The sequence below is a fragment of the Rhizobacter sp. Root1238 genome, from assembly GCF_001425825.1.
In the GTDB taxonomy this organism is placed as follows: Bacteria; Pseudomonadota; Gammaproteobacteria; order Burkholderiales; family Burkholderiaceae_C; genus Rhizobacter.
In genome coordinates this window covers 1-18047 of record NZ_LMDM01000006.1, presented here as the reverse complement: position 1 = coordinate 18047, position 18047 = coordinate 1, and the positions used below count along the sequence as shown (strand labels likewise).

General features: G+C 67.9%; 19 protein-coding genes. 5 read left to right on the top strand and 14 right to left on the bottom strand.

The features are described 5' to 3' along the window. Window positions 1–108 precede the first annotated feature (108 nt). Together ASC98_RS06700 and ASC98_RS06695 are read right to left on the bottom strand one after the other, a co-directional pair. Entirely contained in the window at window positions 109–861 is a 753-nt protein-coding gene (locus ASC98_RS06700; RefSeq protein ID WP_056806432.1) for an amino acid ABC transporter permease, read from the bottom strand. A gap of 18 nt (window positions 862–879) precedes the next feature. After that, window positions 880–1749: a basic amino acid ABC transporter substrate-binding protein gene (locus ASC98_RS06695; protein WP_056806429.1), complete on the bottom strand. Its 870-nt coding sequence runs from the start codon at window positions 1747–1749 to the stop codon at window positions 880–882. Between the two features lie 206 nt (window positions 1750–1955). Here ASC98_RS06695 and ASC98_RS06690 point away from each other — a divergent pair, with 206 nt between their 5' ends. Continuing rightward, on the top strand, window positions 1956–3137 hold the full coding sequence (locus ASC98_RS06690) for an acyltransferase (protein ID WP_082542025.1): 1182 nt from the start codon (window positions 1956–1958) through the stop codon (window positions 3135–3137). Here the strand turns inward: ASC98_RS06690 and ASC98_RS06685 are convergent. Genes ASC98_RS06685 through ASC98_RS06680 form a run of 3 tightly spaced genes read right to left on the bottom strand, consistent with a single transcriptional unit; the run spans window position 3103 to window position 4635 of the window. Beyond that, window positions 3103–3522: a type II toxin-antitoxin system VapC family toxin gene (locus ASC98_RS06685; RefSeq protein ID WP_056806422.1), complete on the bottom strand. Its 420-nt coding sequence runs from the start codon at window positions 3520–3522 to the stop codon at window positions 3103–3105. The two genes, ASC98_RS06690 and ASC98_RS06685, sit on opposite strands and share 35 nt — an antisense overlap. A 6-nt stretch (window positions 3523–3528) precedes the next feature. Further along, entirely contained in the window at window positions 3529–3786 is a 258-nt protein-coding gene (locus ASC98_RS29320) for a type II toxin-antitoxin system Phd/YefM family antitoxin (RefSeq protein ID WP_082542026.1), read from the bottom strand. A 60-nt stretch (window positions 3787–3846) separates the two neighbouring features. Then, window positions 3847–4635, bottom strand: a complete 789-nt coding sequence (locus tag ASC98_RS06680; protein ID WP_056806419.1) for a ferritin-like domain-containing protein — start codon at window positions 4633–4635, stop codon at window positions 3847–3849. 37 nt (window positions 4636–4672) lie between these two features. On the opposite strand from ASC98_RS06680, the gene ASC98_RS06675 reads away from it, so the two are divergent. From ASC98_RS06675 to ASC98_RS06665, 3 genes are read left to right on the top strand one after another with little or no spacing between them, the layout of a single operon-like run. Beyond that, window positions 4673–5197 carry a gamma carbonic anhydrase family protein gene (locus tag ASC98_RS06675; protein ID WP_056806416.1) on the top strand — a complete coding sequence of 175 codons (525 nt, stop codon included), beginning with the start codon at window positions 4673–4675 and terminating at the stop codon, window positions 5195–5197. Continuing rightward, window positions 5197–6168 carry an Hsp33 family molecular chaperone HslO gene (locus ASC98_RS06670; RefSeq protein ID WP_056806413.1) on the top strand — a complete coding sequence of 324 codons (972 nt, stop codon included), beginning with the start codon at window positions 5197–5199 and terminating at the stop codon, window positions 6166–6168. The genes ASC98_RS06675 and ASC98_RS06670 overlap by 1 nt, the downstream gene beginning before the upstream one ends. A gap of 18 nt (window positions 6169–6186) precedes the next feature. Continuing rightward, window positions 6187–6663, top strand: a complete 477-nt coding sequence (locus tag ASC98_RS06665; RefSeq protein ID WP_056806410.1) for a CopD family protein — start codon at window positions 6187–6189, stop codon at window positions 6661–6663. Between the two features lie 10 nt (window positions 6664–6673). Here ASC98_RS06665 and ASC98_RS06660 read toward each other — a convergent pair whose 3' ends face one another. The 9 genes from ASC98_RS06660 to mutS form a co-directional block, all read right to left on the bottom strand. Then, window positions 6674–7303, bottom strand: a complete 630-nt coding sequence (locus ASC98_RS06660) for an AAA family ATPase (protein ID WP_056806659.1) — start codon at window positions 7301–7303, stop codon at window positions 6674–6676. Then, the gene (gene pnuC / locus ASC98_RS06655) at window positions 7300–7929 is read right to left on the bottom strand and encodes a nicotinamide riboside transporter PnuC (RefSeq protein ID WP_235581191.1); all 630 of its coding nucleotides are present in this window, start codon (window positions 7927–7929) and stop codon (window positions 7300–7302) included. The genes ASC98_RS06660 and pnuC overlap by 4 nt, the downstream gene beginning before the upstream one ends. Window position 7930: 1 nt before the next feature. Further along, window positions 7931–8212 (bottom strand): cell division protein FtsB, encoded by a 282-nt coding sequence (gene ftsB / locus ASC98_RS06650; RefSeq protein ID WP_056806406.1) that lies wholly within the window; start codon window positions 8210–8212, stop codon window positions 7931–7933. Between the two features lie 21 nt (window positions 8213–8233). Continuing rightward, entirely contained in the window at window positions 8234–9517 is a 1284-nt protein-coding gene (gene eno, locus ASC98_RS06645; protein WP_056806403.1) for a phosphopyruvate hydratase, read from the bottom strand. 62 nt (window positions 9518–9579) lie between these two features. Then, window positions 9580–10434 carry a 3-deoxy-8-phosphooctulonate synthase gene (kdsA, locus tag ASC98_RS06640; protein WP_056806400.1) on the bottom strand — a complete coding sequence of 285 codons (855 nt, stop codon included), beginning with the start codon at window positions 10432–10434 and terminating at the stop codon, window positions 9580–9582. Beyond that, a complete protein-coding gene (locus tag ASC98_RS06635; RefSeq protein ID WP_056806397.1) occupies window positions 10431–12110 on the bottom strand; it encodes a CTP synthase in 1680 nt (559 codons plus the stop codon). Before ASC98_RS06635 ends, kdsA begins: the two co-directional genes overlap by 4 nt. Window positions 12111–12161: 51 nt before the next feature. Then, window positions 12162–12989 carry an alpha/beta fold hydrolase gene (locus ASC98_RS06630; protein WP_056806654.1) on the bottom strand — a complete coding sequence of 276 codons (828 nt, stop codon included), beginning with the start codon at window positions 12987–12989 and terminating at the stop codon, window positions 12162–12164. A gap of 13 nt (window positions 12990–13002) precedes the next feature. Then, on the bottom strand, window positions 13003–13827 hold the full coding sequence (locus ASC98_RS06625; protein ID WP_056806392.1) for a proteasome-type protease: 825 nt from the start codon (window positions 13825–13827) through the stop codon (window positions 13003–13005). Beyond that, the gene (mutS, locus tag ASC98_RS06620; RefSeq protein WP_056806387.1) at window positions 13824–16379 is read right to left on the bottom strand and encodes a DNA mismatch repair protein MutS; all 2556 of its coding nucleotides are present in this window, start codon (window positions 16377–16379) and stop codon (window positions 13824–13826) included. Before mutS ends, ASC98_RS06625 begins: the two co-directional genes overlap by 4 nt. A 238-nt stretch (window positions 16380–16617) precedes the next feature. On the opposite strand from mutS, the gene ASC98_RS06615 reads away from it, so the two are divergent. Continuing rightward, window positions 16618–17937: a site-specific integrase gene (locus tag ASC98_RS06615; protein ID WP_056819810.1), complete on the top strand. Its 1320-nt coding sequence runs from the start codon at window positions 16618–16620 to the stop codon at window positions 17935–17937. Window positions 17938–18047: the final 110 nt, after the last annotated feature.

Below are 18047 nucleotides of genomic sequence, written 5' to 3'. Positions count from 1 at the left end.
GTTATGCGGGGGAGGCTTCGATGGCGAAAAGCGTCTACACGAATGCGCGAAACCTTGCCAGAAATGTTGTGACCAAACGACATCTGTCCGCGGCGGACGCCGCGGGGTTCAGCGACCGCGCAAGTGAGCGGGAGCTTCGAGGCGCTTGGCCAGCATCGACAGCAGCAGCGTCAGCACCAGGTACAGCGCCGAGATCGCGAGGTAGGGCTCCCAGTAGCGGGAGTAGGTGCCGGCCACGGTGCGGGCGGCCAGTGCCAGTTCGGCCAGGCCGATCGCCGACACCAGCGACGAGTCCTTGATCAGCGTGATGCCCTCGTTGACCAGCGCCGGCATCATGCGGCGGAAGGCCTGCGGCAGCACGATGAAGCGCATCGCCTGCGGATGCGTCAGGCCCAGGCTGTAGGCGGCCTGGGTCTGCCCGAGGTGGATGCTCTGGATGCCGGCGCGGAAGATCTCGGAGATGTAGGCGCCGGCGTTCAGCGTCAGCGCGAGGGCGCCGGAGAAGAACGCCCCGTGCTGCTGGCGGAACTCGCGCGCGGCCTCGCCGCTGAGCAGCAGGCCGCCATCCGGGTGGATCAGCGCCGGCATCAGCGCGAAATGCACCAGCAGGATCTGCACGAACAGCGGCGTGCCGCGGAAGAAGGTCACGTAGGCCAGCGTGACCGAGCGCAGCGCAGTCAGGAACCAGCGCGCCGGCAGCGATTTCGGGGGCGGCGCGTCACGCGAGCTGCTGACCAGGCCGAGCAGGACGCCGAGCAGCAGCCCGGCGCCGATCGCGATCAGCGTCAGCAGGATCGTGTTCCACAGGCCCGACAGGAAGAGCGGGCCGTAGCCGGCCAGAATGCTCCAGCGCAAGTCCATGACCGGCTCGGTGCGGCTTTACTTCGACGCTGCCGAAGCGGCCGGCGCGGCGGCTGCCGGCGCGCCGAAGTACTTCGCGTAGATCTGGTCGTAGGTGCCGTCGGCCTTGATGTCGGCCAGGCCCTTGTTCAGCTTATCGAGCAGCTCGGCGTTGCCCTTCTTGACCGCGATGCCGTACTGCTCGGGCGCGAAGGCCTTGTCGGCGACCGTCTTGAACTTGCTGTCGGCGTTGTTGGCGACGTAGTTGATGACCACGCCGTTGTCGGCCACGACCGCGTCGACGCCGCCGGCTTCCAGCTCCTTCAGCGCGAGCGGGGTCGACTCGAAGCGCTTGATGTTGGTGCTGGTCTTGCCCTGCAGCTTGCTGACGACTTCGTCGCCGGTGGTGCCGGTCTGCACGCCGACCTTCAGCTTCTTCAGGTCGTCGAACTTCGAGATCTTCGAGGTCTTCTTGACCGCGATCAGCTGCTGCGCGTCGAAGTACGGGCCGGCGAAGTCCATCGTCTGCTTGCGCTCGTCGGTGATCGTGATCGCCGAGACCAGCAGGTCGCGGTCGCCCTGGCCGAGCGTGTTGAAGATGCCTTCCCACGGCGTGTTGGTGAACTTCACCTCGATGCCGGCCTTCTTCGCGATGGCGGTGACGACGTCGATGTCGAAGCCGACGATCTCGCCCTTCTCGTTCTGCGATTCGAACGGTGCGTACGCGGCGTCGGTGCCGACGGCGTAGACCTTGGCAGGCGCCGGTGCCGGTGCGGAAGCGACGACGGCCGGTGCCGAGGCGGCTGGCGCGGCGGCGGTGGGTTCCTGCTTGCTGCAGGCGGCGAGCAGCAGGCCGGCGACGGCCAGGCCGGCTGTCTGCAGGAAGCGACGGGTGGTCAATGCGGTCATGGATACCCCTGGGGTGGTCTGTGTGAGAACGGGATTGTTGGGTCCGCGAGCCATAGCAAGTCGCGGGCCGGTGGAGTGTAAGCCGGCCGAAACCGGTTTCCGGGCGGGTCGGTCGCGGGGTTGCCCCGACCGCCGCGGCCCGTGGATACGGGGTGTCGCGCCGCGCAGCCCGATGCTACAAACGGCCTCGCCCCCGGAACGTTCCCATGAATTCCTCTCCTGCTGCACGCATTCCGCAGCACCTTCCCGCGCTCGACGGCGTGCGCGGCCTGGCCATCGCGCTGGTGCTGTGCCACAACTTCCAGATCCTCGAAGGGCCGCCGGACCTGGTCGGGCGGGTGTTCGAACTCGCGTTCGACCTCGGCTGGATCGGCGTGCAGCTGTTCTTCGTGCTGAGCGGGTTCCTGATCACCCGCATCCTGCTGCAGACGCAGGATGCGCCGAACTACTACGCCGCCTTCTTCGGGCGGCGCCTGCTGCGCATCTTTCCGCTGTACTACGCGACGCTCGCGATCGCGTTCATCGTGCTGCCGGCGCTGGGCGCGATGCCGGCGCGCTGGGAGGCCGACCGGCCGCAGCAGGCGTGGCTGTGGCTGTACCTGTCGAACTGGACCGCGCCCTACGGCAGCGCGTCGCATGCGTTCCCTCATTTCTGGTCGCTTGCCGTGGAGGAGCAGTTCTACCTGCTGTGGCCGCTGCTGGTGCATCGCCGTTCGGCCGCTCAGGTGCTGCGCTGGTGCGGCGCGATCGCGCTGGCGATCCTCGGCGTGCGCATCGGCATGCTGGTGGCCGGGCTCGGGCCGGACCCGGTGTACTCGTTCACCGTGACGCGGCTGGATGCGCTGGCGATCGGCGGCGCCGCGGCGGCGTGGCTGCAGCTGCCGGGCGCGCCGGCGCGGGCGATCGCGCTGCGCCAGCGCTTGATCGCCGCGGCGCTGGTGCTCGCGGCCGTCGGCTTCGTCGCGACGCGCGGCTACCCGCGCACCTCGGTGCTCGGGCAGACACTCGGCTACAGCGTGCTGGCGCTGGTGTTCGCGCTCGGGGTGGTGGCCGCTGCGGCGGGCGATGCAGTGGCGGCACGAGGCTGGGTCGGCTGGCTGAGGGCCGCGCCGTTGCGCCTGCTGGGTCGCTACAGCTATGCGATGTACATCTTCCACAAGCCGCTGCACGACCTGGCCGGCAAGCCGCTGCTGCAGGCGCTCGGGCTGTACGAGCACGCCGGTGTGGCAGTCGCGGTAGGCTACATCGCGGCCGGCACGCTCGTCACGCTGGCCCTCGCGATGGTGTCGTACCACCTGTTCGAGAAGCACTTCCTCGGGTTGAAGCGGTGGTTCGTGGCCGAGCCGCGATCGTTCAGGATCGGCTCCGGCGTGCCTCAAAGGGATTGAAGAGTTCGACGCCGAAGTCCGCGAAGTCAGCGACGTTGCGCGTGACCACGGTCAAACGATGGCGAAGGGCCGTCGCTGCAATCATCGCGTCTTCATACAGCGTGTCGGAGCGGTGGTGCATCAGCCGCGCCCAGATGCGGAACGTATCTGCATCCATCGGCAGAACGGTGTAAGAGGTGGCGATCAGATCGGCCCACCGTTCGATCTCCGCTGCCTTGGACGCATCCTGATCCCGAGTGATCTCGATGCCAGCCTGAATTTCGCCGAGGCTCACCGCGGAAATGTGCAAGTCGATGTCGGCCGCAGATTCGATCCATGCGAGCACCGCGCCGTGAGGGCGCGGCCGGCGAAGTTCGGAGATGACGTTGGTGTCGATGAGGTACATGCCGCTTCAGCCCAAGGGTTCGATGCGCCGCCTGCGAGCCGCCGTGCGTGGCGGTACCAGCGACTCCGTGCGTCCCAGATCCGACAGCAGCAGTTCCTTGAGTGAGGGGCGTGCCATCGACTGCAACCGTTTCCACTCCTCGGCAGGAATGAGGACGGCTGCTTCAGCGCCACGCCGCGTCACCATTTGCGGTCCATCCGTGAGGCATGCATCCAGAAATTCGCTGAACCGTGCCTTCGCATCCTGAACAGGCCAAGCTCTCATGACAACTCCTTCTGACCAGTTGGATGACTAGTTTAGCAGGGCTGCCTTTCGCAATGCTTTTCACGGGTCGCTCAGGTACGCCAGCTCCTCCGCGCTGAACCCCGCCGCCTCGCGCGCCTCGCGGTTGAACGGCGGGCGCAGCCGCGGGGCTTCGTACTGCCGCACCAGCACCGCATAGTGCGCGATCGGGTCGAGCCCGTCGCGCCGGCACAACCAGCGGTACCAGTGGTTGCCGATCGCGACGTGGCCGATCTCGTCGCGCAGGATCACGTCGAGGATCTCGACCGTGCGCTCGTCGCCGGCCTTGCGGAACTTGGCCTGCAGCGGCGGCGTCGCGTCGAGCCCGCGCGCCTCCAGCGTGCGCGGCACCAGCGCCATGCGCGCGACCACGTCGCCCGCGGTGCGCTGCGTCATCAGCCACAGGCCGTCGTGGGCGTCGAAGTCGCCGTAGTCGCGGCCCCCGCTGCGCAGGTGCTCGCGCAGCAGCGAGAAGTGCAGCGCCTCTTCGCTCGCGACGCGCAGCCAGTCGGCATAGAAGGCCACCGGCATGCCGGCGAACCGGAAGGCCGCATCGAGCGCCAGGTTGATCGCGTTGAACTCGATGTGCGCGATCGCATGCAACAACGCGGCGCGGCCCTCGGGCGTGAAGGCCGAGCGCATCGCGACCTCTTTCGGTGGCACCAGACGCGGGCGCTCGGGGCGGCCGGGCAGGTCCGCGGGCACCGCGATGGCTTCGTCGGGATCGATCCGTGCCGCGTCGAGCTGCTCGAACAGCGCACGCGCCGCCGCGGCCTTCTCGGCCGGGTCGCGAAGGCTCAAGACCTCCAGGGCGCGCTGTCGCGGGTTCATCCCTAGAATCATAGGCTCTGCATTTCGGGCGCTTGCCATGGCCGTCTACCAACTGGGGGAGCTGTCTCCCGACATCGCTGCGTCGGCCTGGGTGGCCGACAGCGCCCGCGTGATCGGCAACGTGAGCCTGGGCGACGACGCGAGCGTCTGGTTCGGCGTCGTGGTCCGCGGCGACACCGAGCGCATCGCGATCGGCCGCGGCAGCAACATCCAGGACAACAGCGTCGTGCATGCCGATGCGGGCTTCCCGGTGTCGGTCGGCGAGAACGTGACCGTCGGTCACCAGGCGATGCTGCACGGCTGCACGATCGGCGATCATTCGCTGATCGGGATCCAGGCCGTGGTGCTGAACGGCGCGAAGATCGGCAGCCACTGCCTGGTCGGCGCCGGTGCGCTGGTCACCGAAGGCCAGAGCTTCCCCGATGGCTCGCTGATCCTCGGCACGCCGGCCCGCGTGGTGCGGCAGTTGTCGCCCGAGCAGATGCAGGGGCTCGAAAAGAGCGCTGCCCACTATGTCGAGAACGCCCGGCGCTACCGCGCGGGCCTGAAAGAAATCACCTGATGAGCGAGCTCCACAAGTTCCTGTTCGAAGGCCTGCCGGTGCGCGGCATGCTGGTGCGGCTGACCGATTCGTGGGTCGAGATCCTGCGCCGGCGCGTCGAGTCGTCCGATGCGTTCCCGCCCGCGGTGCGGGCGCTGCTCGGCGAGATGTCGGCCGCGGCGGTACTGATGCAGTCGAACATCAAGTTCGAAGGCGCGCTGGTGATGCAGATCTTCGGCGACGGGCCGGTCAAGCTCGCGGTGGCCGAGGTGCAGTCCGACCTGGCGTTCCGCGTCACCGCCAAGGTGGTCGGCGAGGTCGCCCCCGACGCCCGGCTCGACGCGATGGTCAACGCCGCCGGCAAGGGCCGCTGCGCGATCACGCTCGACCCGAAGCCGCGCGGCCCCGGCCAGCAGCCCTACCAGGGCGTGGTCGCGCTGCATGGCGACCGCGGCGAGCCGCTGCACAAGCTGGCCGACGTGCTGGAGCACTACATGCTGCAGTCGGAGCAGCTCGACACGCGCCTGATCCTTGCGGCCAACGACCAAGTCGCGGCCGGGCTGCTGATCCAGCGCCTGCCGGTCGAAGGAGAAGGCAACCTCGGCGGGCGCCGCAATGAAGACGACATCGGGCTGGACGAGGGCTACAACCGCATCTCGCACCTGGCCTCGACGCTCACCGCCGACGAACTGCTGACGCTCGACGCCGAGACCGTGCTGCGCCGGCTGTTCTGGGAAGAGTCGGTGCGCCGCTTCCCGCCGATGACCGGCGAGCTGGGGCCGCATTTCGCGTGCACCTGCTCGCGCGAGCGCGTCGGCGCGATGCTGAAGGGCCTGGGCCGCGACGAGGTCGACGGCGTGGTCGCCGAGCAGGGGCGGGTCGAGGTGGGCTGCGATTTCTGCGGCCTGAAGTACCACTTCGATGCGGTCGACGTCGGCGAGCTCTTCACGATCGCGCGCGACCAGCCGCCCGGCAGCACGACGCTGAACTAACTTCAAAGGACGTCCGCGATGCTCTACGCCAGCCTCAAGACGCTGCACTTCCTGTCGGTGATCGTCTGGCTGGGTGGCATGTTCTTCACGCTGTTCTGCCTGCGGCCGGGTGCGGCGCACCTGCCGCCGGCGGAGCGCGTGCCGCTGATGCAGGCGGTGCTGCAGCGCTTCTTCGCGATCGTGCTGTGGGTCGCGTTGCTCACCGTGCTGAGCGGCGGCTGGATGGTGGGCCGGGTCGCGACGACGACCAAGGCGACCGGCGGGCCGTTCAACATGCCGCTCGAATGGAGCGTGATGGCCGGGCTCGGGCTGCTGATGGTCGCGATCTTCGGGCACATCCGCTTCGCGCTGTTCAAGCGCGTGCAGCGCGCGAGCGCCGCGCAGGACTGGCCGGCGGCCGGCGCCGCGCTGAAGGCGATCCGCGACTGGGTGGCGGTGAACCTGACGATCGGCGTCGTGATCGTCGTCGTCGTGATCGCCGGGACGATGACCTGAGCCGGGAAGGTCAGCGCGGCAGCAGGTGCCGCTCGCACTCCGCATCGCCGCAGCGCTCGCAGACCCACTGCCAGCGTGGGTTCGCGCGGGCCTCGTCGAGCAGCGACGGCGCCAGCAGCGCATGCCGCACCGCCAGCAGCGCGTGCGACAGCCGCGACGGCCCGGTGCCGGCCACCACCGAATAGCCGATGCCGCCACGCCCGAGTGCGGCACGCACCAGCGCCGTGACCGGCTCGCGCACCTGCGGCCCGTCGCGCTGCAGGCCGTCGGCCTGCCACGGGATGTCGAGCGCCGTCAGCAGCGTCAGCGTGCAGCCGCGCTGCGCCTCGATCGCGCTGTCGTACAGGCTGCGATCGCCGAACACCTGCTCGCTGTAGACCGCGATCATCAGTGCGGTGGTGTCGGCGATCACGATCTCGTTCGCCTCGGCGGCGCGTGCAATGCGCTGCGACTGCTCGCGCGCGATGGCCGCCTGTTCGTCGACGCGCGGCGTGCGCGCGTGCCGCTCGCAGAATTCGCGCAGGTATTCGCCGACCAGCGCGACCGAATGCCCGTCGCGCTGCAACGAGGCCTGCAGCTCGCCGGCCAGCGTCGTCTTGCCGGTGCTCTCGGCACCGACGATCGCGATGATGCGGCTCATGCGGCCCGTTCCACCCGCCGCCATGCCCGCCAGCCGGCGAACGACATGCCGACGAAGATCGCGTACAGCACGGCCGTCAACCACAGCCCCTTGTAGGCGAACAGCCCGACGCTGACGGTGTTCACGACCACCCAGGTCGGCCAGTTCTCGACGTACTTGCGACCGAGCAGCCATTGCCCGACGACGCTCGCCGCGGTGGGGAAGGCGTCCCACCAGGGCACGTCGGTGTCGGTGTGATGCTTCAGGAACCAGCCCAGCGCCGGCCACAGCGCGAGCGTCGCGGCGATCACCACCAGCCGCCCGCGCGGGCCCATCGAACGCACCTGCAGCGCGCGGCCGTCGTGCTGCGTGCCGCGCAGCCATTGCCACCAGCCCCAGCCGGCGATCGCCGCGAAGAACACCTGCAGGCTGGCATCGCCGTACAGCTTGCTGTCCCGGAACAGCGCGACGTACAGCAGCGAGCTGACGATGGCCAGTGGCCAGCCGAGCGGATTGACGCGGATGTTGCAGACCACCATCGCGATCGCCAGCACGAAGGCGATCGCCTCGACCCAGCTGACCGGCGAGCCCCACAGCGTGAAAGCCTGGGCGAACAGCGGCTGCATCCCCTGCAGCAGGTCGGTCATGTCAGGGACGTCTGGCGGTCGACACCTGGACGTAGATCTCGTCCGGCTTGACCATGCCGAGCTCGAAGCGCGCCTTCTCCTCGACCATCTCCAGGCCTTCCTTCAGGTCGCTGACCTCGGCGACCAGGCGCTCGTTGCGCGTGCGCGCCGCGTCGTTCTCGCCCTTCTTCTGCTCCAGCTTGGCCTGCAGCTCCATCACGCGCGGCACGCCGCCCTTGCCGAACCAGAGTTCGGCATGGACGAGCAGCAGCAGCGCGATGAGGCCGAGGGTGACGAGGCGCACGTCGAGAACAGCGGCAGCGGATCAGCGCAGGTTGTAGAAGGCGGCGCGGCCGGGGTAGCTCGCGACGTCGCCCAGGTCTTCTTCGATGCGCAGCAGCTGGTTGTACTTCGCCATGCGGTCCGAGCGGCTCAGCGAACCGGTCTTGATCTGGCCGGCATTGGTGCCCACCGCGATGTCGGCGATGGTCGAGTCTTCGGTCTCGCCCGAACGGTGGCTGATCACCGCGGTGTAGTTGGCGCGCTTGGCCATCTCGATCGCGGCGAAGGTTTCGGTCAGCGTGCCGATCTGGTTGATCTTGATCAGGATCGAGTTCGCGATGCGCTTGTCGATGCCTTCCTTCAGGATCTTGGTGTTGGTGACGAACAGGTCGTCGCCCACCAGCTGCACCTTGGTCGTCAGGCGCTCGGTGATGTGCTTCCAGCCGTCCCAGTCGCCTTCGGCCATGCCGTCTTCGATGCTGATGATCGGGTACTTGTCGACCCAGGTCGCGAGGATGTCGGTCCACTCGGGCGCGCTCAGCGTCAGGCCTTCGGCGCTCAGCACGTACTTGCCGTCCTTGTAGAACTCGCTGGCGGCGCAGTCGAGGCCGAGCGCGATCTGCTCGCCGGCGACGAAGCCGGCCTTGTCGATCGCCTGCAGGATCAGCTGGATCGCCGCCTCGTGGCTCGCGACGCTGGGCGCGAAGCCGCCTTCGTCGCCGACCGCGGTGCTCATGCCCTTGTCGTTGATGATCTTCTTCAGCGCGTGGAACACCTCGGCGCCATAGCGCATCGCTTCGCGGAAGCTCGGGGCGCCGACCGGGATGATCATCAGCTCCTGCAGGTCGAGGCTGTTGTTCGCGTGCGCGCCGCCGTTGATGACGTTCATCATCGGCACCGGCATCTGCATCGCGCCCGAGCCGCCGAAGTAGCGGTACAGCGGCAGGCCGCTTTCTTCGGCCGCGGCGCGCGCCACCGCCATCGAGACCGCCAGCGTCGCGTTCGCGCCCAGCCGGCTCTTGTTCTCGGTGCCGTCCAGGTCGATCAGCGTGCGGTCGAGGAAGGCCTGCTCCGACGCATCGAGGCCGAGCACCGCTTCGCTGATCTCGGTGTTCACATGCTCGACGGCCTTCAGCACGCCCTTGCCGAGGTAGCGGTTCTTGTCGCCGTCGCGCAGCTCGATCGCCTCGCGCGAGCCGGTGGACGCGCCCGAGGGCACCGCAGCGCGGCCCATCACGCCGGATTCCAGCAGCACGTCGCATTCGACGGTCGGGTTGCCGCGGCTGTCGAGGATCTCGCGGCCGACGATGTCAACAATGGCACTCATTCAGTCTTCCTTCAGGGTTTCGACAACTGCTAATTGATCAACTGCTACGGTGATTCTGGCGGTCAGTTGAAATCGGCTTCGAGAAAGCCGTTCTTCTTCGTGATGCGGTCGAGTTCCACCAGCGTGGACAGCAACTCTTTCATGCGCTTCAGCGGCACCGCGTTCGGGCCATCGCTCAGCGCCTCGGCCGGGTTCGGGTGCGTCTCCATGAAGACGCCCGCGACACCGACCGCAATGGCCGCGCGCGCCAGCACCGGCACGAACTCGCGCTGGCCGCCGGAGCTCGTGCCCTGGCCGCCGGGCAGCTGCACCGAATGGGTGGCATCGAAGACCACCGGGGCCTTCGTGTCGCGCATGATGGCCAGCGACCGCATGTCGCTGACGAGGTTGTTGTAGCCGAAGCTCGCGCCACGCTCGCAGGCCATGAAGCTGTCTTCCGGCAGGCCCTTGTCGCGCGCGGCGGCGCGGGCCTTTTCGATGACGTTCTTCATGTCGCCGGGCGCGAGGAACTGGCCCTTCTTGATGTTGACCGGCTTGCCCGACTGCGCCACCGCGCGGATGAAATCGGTCTGGCGGCACAGGAAGGCCGGCGTCTGCAGCACGTCGACGACCGAGGCCACGTGTTCGATCTCTTCGGTGCTGTGCACGTCGGTCAGCACCGGCACACCGATCTCGCGCCGGACCTTGGCCAGGATCTCGAGCCCGCGCTCCATGCCCGGGCCGCGGAACGAGGTGCCCGACGAGCGGTTGGCCTTGTCGTAGCTCGACTTGAAGATGAACGGGATGCCGAGCGCGGCCGTCATTTCCTTCAGCTGGCCGGCGACGTCGAGCTGCAACTGCTCGGTCTCGACGACGCAGGGGCCGGCGATCAGGAAGAAGGGCTTGTCGAGGCCGACGTCGAATCCACAGAGCTTCATGCCGCGGCCTTCTCGGGTTGCGGCTGCTCGCTGCGGGCGGTCTGGTGCGCGAGCGCGGCCTGGATGTAGGAGCGGAACAGCGGGTGGCCTTCCCACGGCGTCGACTTGAACTCCGGGTGGAACTGCACGCCCATGAACCACGGATGCACCGTGCGCGGCAGCTCGACGATCTCGGTCAGCTTCTCGCGCTGCGTCAGCGCCGAGATCACCAGGCCGGCCTCGCGCAACTGGTCGAGGTAGTTGACGTTGGCCTCGTAGCGGTGGCGGTGGCGCTCGTTGACGACGTCGCCGTAGATCTCGTGCGCCAGCGTGCCGGGCATCACGTCGGAGCTCTGCGCGCCCAGGCGCATCGTGCCGCCGAGGTCGGAGTTCGCGTCGCGGGTCTGGATGGAGCCGTCGGCGTCCTGCCATTCGTCGATCAGCGCGATCACCGGGTTCGGCGTATCGGGATCGAACTCGGTGCTGTTGGCGTTGGCCAGGCCCGCCTTGTGGCGCGCGATCTCGATCGTCGCGACCTGCATGCCCAGGCAGATGCCGAGGTAAGGCAGCTTGTGCTCGCGGGCGAACTGGGCGGTGAGGATCTTGCCTTCGACGCCACGCTTGCCGAAGCCGCCGGGCACCAGGATCGCGTCGTAGCGCGCCAGCTGGGCGACGTTGTCGGTCGTCAGCGTCTCGGAATCGACGTACTCGATGTTGACGCGGGCATGGTTGTGGATGCCGGCATGGCGCAGCGCTTCGTTCAGCGACTTGTACGAATCGGACAGGTCGGTGTACTTGCCGCACATCGCGATCGTGACTTCGCGCTTCGGGTGCTCGACCTCGTCGACCAGCGCATCCCAGCGCTTCAGGTTGGCCGGCGGGGTGTTGATGCGCAGCTTGTCGCAGATCAGGCCGTCGAGGCCCTGCTCGTGCAGCATGCGCGGCACCTTGTAGATGGTGTCGGCATCCCACACCGAGATCACGCCCCATTCAGGCACGTTGGTGAACAGCGAGATCTTCTCGCGCTCTTCGTCGGGGATGCGACGGTCGGCGCGGCACAGCAGCGCATCGGCCTGGATGCCGATCTCGCGCAGCTTCTGCACGGTGTGCTGGGTGGGCTTGGTCTTCAGCTCGCCGGCGGCGGCGATCCACGGCACGTAGGTCAGGTGCACGAACGCGGTGTTGTTCGGGCCCATGCGCAGGCTCATCTGACGCGCGGCTTCGAGGAAGGGCAGCGATTCGATGTCGCCGACGGTGCCGCCGACCTCGACGATGGCCACGTCGACCGCCTGCTCGGTGCCGAAGGCCGCGCCGCGCTTGATGAATTCCTGGATCTCGTTGGTGACGTGCGGGATCACCTGCACCGTCTTGCCGAGGTAGTCGCCGCGGCGCTCTTTCTCGAGCACGCTCTTGTAGATCTGGCCGGTGGTGAAGTTGTTGGCCTTCTTCATGCGCGTCGTGATGAAGCGCTCGTAGTGGCCGAGGTCCAGGTCGGTTTCGGCGCCGTCGTCGGTGACGTACACCTCGCCGTGCTGGAAGGGGGACATGGTGCCCGGATCGACGTTGAGGTACGGATCCAGCTTGATGAGGGTGACCTTGAGGCCGCGCGATTCGAGAATCGCTGCAAGTGATGCAGCCGCGATGCCCTTGCCCAGCGAGGACACCACACCGCCGGTGACAAAGACGAACTTGGTCATTGCAGGGTCAGCATTCGCCTTGTCGACGAATGCCGTGGTGGTAAAGCGCGATTATAGGCGCGTAGTTTCGGACCGCCGCTCGAACTCCCCCAGCCAGCGCAGCACCTCGGCCGCGGCTTGCCCCGGCTGTTCGAAGGGGAACAGGTGCGAGCCCTCGATCCACGAGATGCGGCCCTGCGTGAAGCGCTCGGTGGCCTTCATGCCGACCTGGCGCACCTCGGTCGACTGCGTGCCGCCGATGAAGGCCATCGGGCAGCCCAGCGGGCGGCGCACCAGCAGCCGCGGGATGTGGTGCGGCAGCGTGTAGTAGATCTGCGTCTCGATCTCGCGCCGGAAGCTCAGCGAGTGGCCGTGGCCGGACGGCTCGATGCCGGCGGCGATGTAGTCGCGCAGCACGCCGGGCGCCCAGCGCGCGAAGGCCGGCTTGGCCGCGAAGTGCGCGAACGCCGCTTCGGCGCTCGGCCAGTGCTGGCGGCGGCGCTTCGACACGTTGCCCGGCGAGAAGCGCTCGCCGATGCCGGTCGCCTTGGCCACCTGCAGCGTGCGCGCCAGCAGCCCGCCGATCAGCGGCGAATCCATCAGCACCACGCCGCGCACCAAGTCGGGCCGCTTCGACGCTGCCAGCACGCTGAGGAATCCGCCGAGCGAATGCCCGACCAGCCAGACCGGCCCGGTCGCGGCGTGCGGCTCGATGAACGCGATCAACTGGTTGCGCAGCAGCGGCCAGTTGTTGGTGACGCGGAAGTGCTCGTCGTGGCCGAGCTTCTCGATCGCATGCACCTCGTGGCCGGCGGCGCGCCACGCCTCGAACAACTGCCGGTAGGTGCCGGCCGGGAAGCTGTTCGCGTGCGAGAAGACGATGCGGCCGGCGGTGGCGATCACGCGCCCCTCATCAGACGATCTTCTCTCCGGGGTGCGTGATCTTGCGCATCGGCTCGTAGCGGTCCGACGGCACGCACAGCGGGTGCTCGGCGGCGCTGCCGTCCCACTGCGGGTCGTCGATCGATTCGAACACCTGGCGCAGCCGCTGGCCCCAGGTGCTGCGGATCATCGCGAAGTACGGGTTGCGCTCGTCGATGCAGACCATCTGCTGCGACTGGAAGGTGTTGGCCTCGTAGACCAGCAGGTCCAGCGGCAGGCCGACCGACAGGTTGGATTTCAGCGTCGAGTCCATCGACACCAGCGCGCACTTGGCGGCCTCGTCGAGCGCGGTGTGCGGGGTGATCATGCGGTCGAGCACCGGCTTGCCGTACTTCGATTCGCCGACCTGGAAGTAGCAGGTTTCCCGAGTGGCCTCGATGAAGTTGCCGGCCGAATACACCAGGAAGAGCCGCATCGCCTCGCCGTTGATCTGGCCGCCGAGGATCATCGAGGCGTTGAAGTCGACGCCGGCCTGCTTCAGCGACGGGCCGTCCTGGTCGTAGACGCGGCGCACTGCGCTGCCGAGCACCCGGGCGGCGTCGAACATGCTGGTGGCGTTCCAGATGGTGATCGGCGGTTCGTCGCCGTTGTCGAGCTTCTCGACCTGCAGGATCTCGCGCACCGACTGCGAGATCGACAGGTTGCCGGCCGACAGCAGCACCATGAAGCGGTCGCCCGTCTTCTCGTAGACCATCATCTTGCGGTAGGTGCTGATCTGGTCCAGGCCCGCGTTGGTGCGCGAGTCGGACAGGAAGACGAGGCCGGCATCGAGCTTGATGCCCACGCAGTAGGTCATGACGGGGTGTCCTGCAGGTTCTTCAGGCGGTAGAGCGCGTCGAGCGCTTCCTTCGGCGACAGCATATCGGGGTTGAGGCCGGCCAGCGCCCGCTCGATGGCCGACACCGGTTTCTCGGCTTCGGGGGCGGGCGCCGCGAACAGGTCGATCTGCGCGCTGCCGGCATGCTGCTGCGCTTCGAGCGCCTCCAGCGTCGCGCGCGCCTGGCGTACCAGCGTGCCGGGCATGCCGGCCAGGCGCGCGACCTGCACGCCGTAGCTGCGGCTGGCCGGGCCGGCCTGGATGTCGTGCAGGAAGACGATGTCGTCGCCGCTCTCGGCCGCCGACACGTGCACGTTCAGCGCGCGGTCGTGCTTGACCGGGAATTCGGTCAGCTCGAAGTAGTGGGTCGCGAACAGCGTGAAGCTCTTGTTGCGCTCGTGCAGGTGGCTCGCGATGGCGCCGGCCAGCGCGAGGCCGTCGAAGGTGGAGGTGCCGCGGCCGATCTCGTCCATCAGCACCAGCGACTGTTCGCCGGCGCTGTGGATGATGGCGGCCGCCTCGGTCATCTCGAGCATGAAGGTCGACTGCGCGTTGGCCAGGTCGTCGGCTGCGCCGATGCGGGTGTGGATGGCGTCGATCGGCCCGAGCCGGCAGGCGTCGGCCGGTACGAACGAGCCGATCGCCGCCAGCAGCACGATCAGCGCGACCTGCCGCATGAAGGTGCTCTTGCCGCCCATGTTCGGGCCGGTGATCACGAGCATCTTGCGGGCCGCGTCGAGCCGGCAGTCGTTGGCCATGAAGTTGCCGCCGCCGGTTTCGGCCAGCCGCGCCTCGACCACCGGGTGGCGGCCGGCCGCGATGTCGATGCAGGGCTCGCGCACGAACTGCGGGCGGGTCCAGTTCAGCGTGTCGGCGCGCTCGGCCAGTGCTGCCAGCGCATCGAGGCTGGCGAGCGCGCGGGCCAGGCCCGACAGCGACTCCAGGTGCTGCTGCAGCTGGTCGATCACCTGCTCGTAGAGCATCTTCTCGCGTGCGAGCGAGCGCTCCTGCGCCGACAGGGCCTTGTCCTCGAAGGCCTTCAGCTCGGGTGTGATGAAGCGCTCGGCGTTCTTCAGCGTCTGGCGGCGCTGGTAGTCCATCGGCACCTTGCTCGCCTGGCCTTGCGTGACCTCGATGTAGAAGCCGTGCACCTTGTTGTATTGCACGCGCAGGTTGGCGATGCCGGTGCGGGTGCGTTCGCGGGCTTCGAGGTCGAGCAGGAAGGCGTCGCAGTTCTGGCTGATGTCGCGCAGCTCGTCGAGCGGCGCGTCGAAGCCGCGCGCGATCACGCCGCCGTCGCGCAGCATCACCGACGGTTCGTCGGCGATCGCGCTGCGCAGCAGGGCTTCGATCTCGGGCGACGGGGTCAGCGCCTCGGCCAGCATCTCGAGCAGCAACGCCTGGCGCGGCACGCGTTCGCGCAGCGCGGGCAGGGCCTGGAGCGTGGCGCGCAGGCCGGTGAGTTCGCGCGGGCGCACCTGGCGCAGCGCGACGCGGGCGGTGATGCGTTCGACGTCGCTGATGCCGCGCAGCGTTTCGCGCAGCGGTTCGACGCCGTGTTCGATCAGCACGTCGAGCGCGTCATGGCGTTGCGATGCCACGGTGCGTTCGCGCAGCGGGTGCGTGAGCCAGTGGCGCAGCGCGCGGCTGCCCATGCCGGTGCGGCAGGTGTCGAGCAGCGACAGCAGCGTGGGCGTGTCGTCGCCGCGCAGCGTCTGCGTGAGTTCGAGGTTGCGCAGCGTGGTGGGCGGCAGCTCGAGCAGGTCGCCGCTGCGCTCGACCTGCAGTGCGCGCACGTGGGCCAGCGCCTGGCCCTGGGTGTGCTCTGCGTAGCTCAGCAGCGCGGCGGCGGCGGCTTGCGCGGTGCCGAGTTCCTGCGCGTTGAAGCCGGCGAGGCTCGCGACGCGCAGCTGCTCGCACAGCTTGCGCAGGCCGAGCGCGGTGTCGAACTGCCAGCCGGGGCGATGGGTGATCGCGTGGCGGGCCTGCGCGATGACGGCGGGCACCTGGTCGCGGTCGACCAGCACCTCGGCGGCGTTCAGGCGGGCGAGCCAGCCGGGCAGTTCGCGCTCGCTGCATTCGGTCAGGCCGAGCTGGCCGCTGCTGAGGCCGAGCCAGGCCAGGCCGTAGCCGGTGATGCCGCGGTGGGTTCGCTGCGAGACGGCGAGCAGCAGCGCGTCGCGCTTGTCGGCGAGCAGCTCGGTGTCGGTGACGGTGCCGGGGGTGACGACGCGCACCACCTTGCGTTCGACCGGGCCCTTGGCGGTGGCGACGTCGCCGACCTGCTCGGCGATCGCGACGGCCTCGCCGAGCTTGATCAGCTTGGCGAGGTAGCTTTCGACGGCATGGAAGGGCACGCCGGCCATCACGACCGGCTCGCCGCCGCTCTGGCCGCGGCTGGTCAGCGTGATGTCGAGCAGCTTGTTGGCGCGGCGGGCGTCGTCGTAGAACAGCTCGTAGAAGTCGCCCATCCGGTAGAAGACGAGCGTGTCGGGGTGCTCGGCCTTGATGCGCAGGTACTGCTGCATCATTGGGGTATGGGCCGTAATGGGGGCTGGCGCGGGAGCCCGGCTGGCGGCCGATTCTTCCGCTAAGTCGTTGAATTGCTGAGTATTTTTGTCGGATGACATGCTCACGATGGACTTTTCAGCGCGTATGAAAACTTGGGGGAACTTGGGCGTTCTGCGTAGGTTTGCGAACTTCTAAAATCGAAACCTACGCTGGGCTGTGGCCCGGTCTTCCAGAAAACCTACGCTTGCAGGGAGCGCAATGCAGTTCGACGCCCGCGCAGCCAAGGCACTTCAGCCAGGCGCGCACCTTACCATCGACGGCTGCCCAGGCCTTCGTCTCGAAGCCACTCAAACCCGACGCGCTTGGACCTATCGGTACCGCAGTCCGGTCGACACGCGGATGCGCCAAGTCGGCCTGGGGCGGTGGCCAGCGATGTCGTTTCCGGCGGCTGCGGCCGAGTGGGAGCGTTTGCGCGAGGAGCGCGATGCGGGCGGCGATCCCGCGCTGTCGAAGCGCCAAGCGCGGGAGGCCGAGCGGACGGCCCGCGTGGCAGCGAAACAGGAGCAGCAGGAGCGCGGGTATACGGTGCGCCTCCTGTGCGACGACTACCTGGCGGGCCACGTCGACCGAGCCCGCAAGCCCAAAGGGGCGATCGAAGTGCGGCGCATGTTCGACACGATGCTCGGCCCGCTGGAAGCAGAGTCGGCCTCCACGCTGACCAGGCGGCAATGCTTCGACCTGCTGGAGGCGCTGCAGCACATCCCAGTGCAGGCTGCGAAGCTGCGGGCCGAGCTGGGCGCTGCGTGGGACTACGCGCTCGACGCCGGGCGGATCCCGGAGAGCACTCCGAACTGGTGGCGCCAGATCATGCGCGGGCGGCTGCGCTCGAAGGGCAAAAAGATCTCCGGCGAGTCGATCGGTACCTCGAAGCGTGCACTCAGTGCGGCAGAGGCCGGTGCGCTCATCGCCTGGCTGCCGAACTTTCCCCGCTTGATCGAGGACGCGCTGACGGTCTACCTGTGGACGCTCGCGCGAGGCGCCGAGATCATGGCGATGGAATCCAGCGAGATCTCGAAGGAGAAGGACGGTTGGTGGTGGACAGTGCCGAAGGTGAAGACGAAGAACGCGCGGCATGCGAACGCCACGGACTTCCGTGTGCCGCTGGTGGGTAGGGCGCTCGATGTCATCCGCCGGCGGATGGAGGTGCACGACGGCTACTTGTTTCCGTCGCCAGGGGTAGGTGGCCACGTGTTGCAGAAGACGATCCAGACGGCGGTGCACTACCACCAGCCGTACAGCAAGACGCGGCCGGAGCATGCTCGGCCACGCCTGCAGGTCACTCACTGGTCACCGCATGATCTTCGGCGTACCTCTCGCACCTTCCTCACGTCGCTGGAGTGCCCTGACGACGTGGGCGAGGCGATGTTGGGACACATGCAGGAGGGGGTAAAGGGGATCTACAACCTGCACACGTACGACAAGCAGCGCCGTGTCTGGATCAACCGTCTGTCGGCGCACCTCGAAGAGTTGGCGCAGCGGCGGATACATCCATCCACCTCAAGCAATTTGCGTACGTGAGAGCCTGTCAGTAATTTTGTGTGCGAGGCATAGCATGACGACCAGGAGCATGTATGCCAAGCAAGACGAAGACGAAGAACGAGGCGATCGCTGCGAGGACGGCGGTGCTG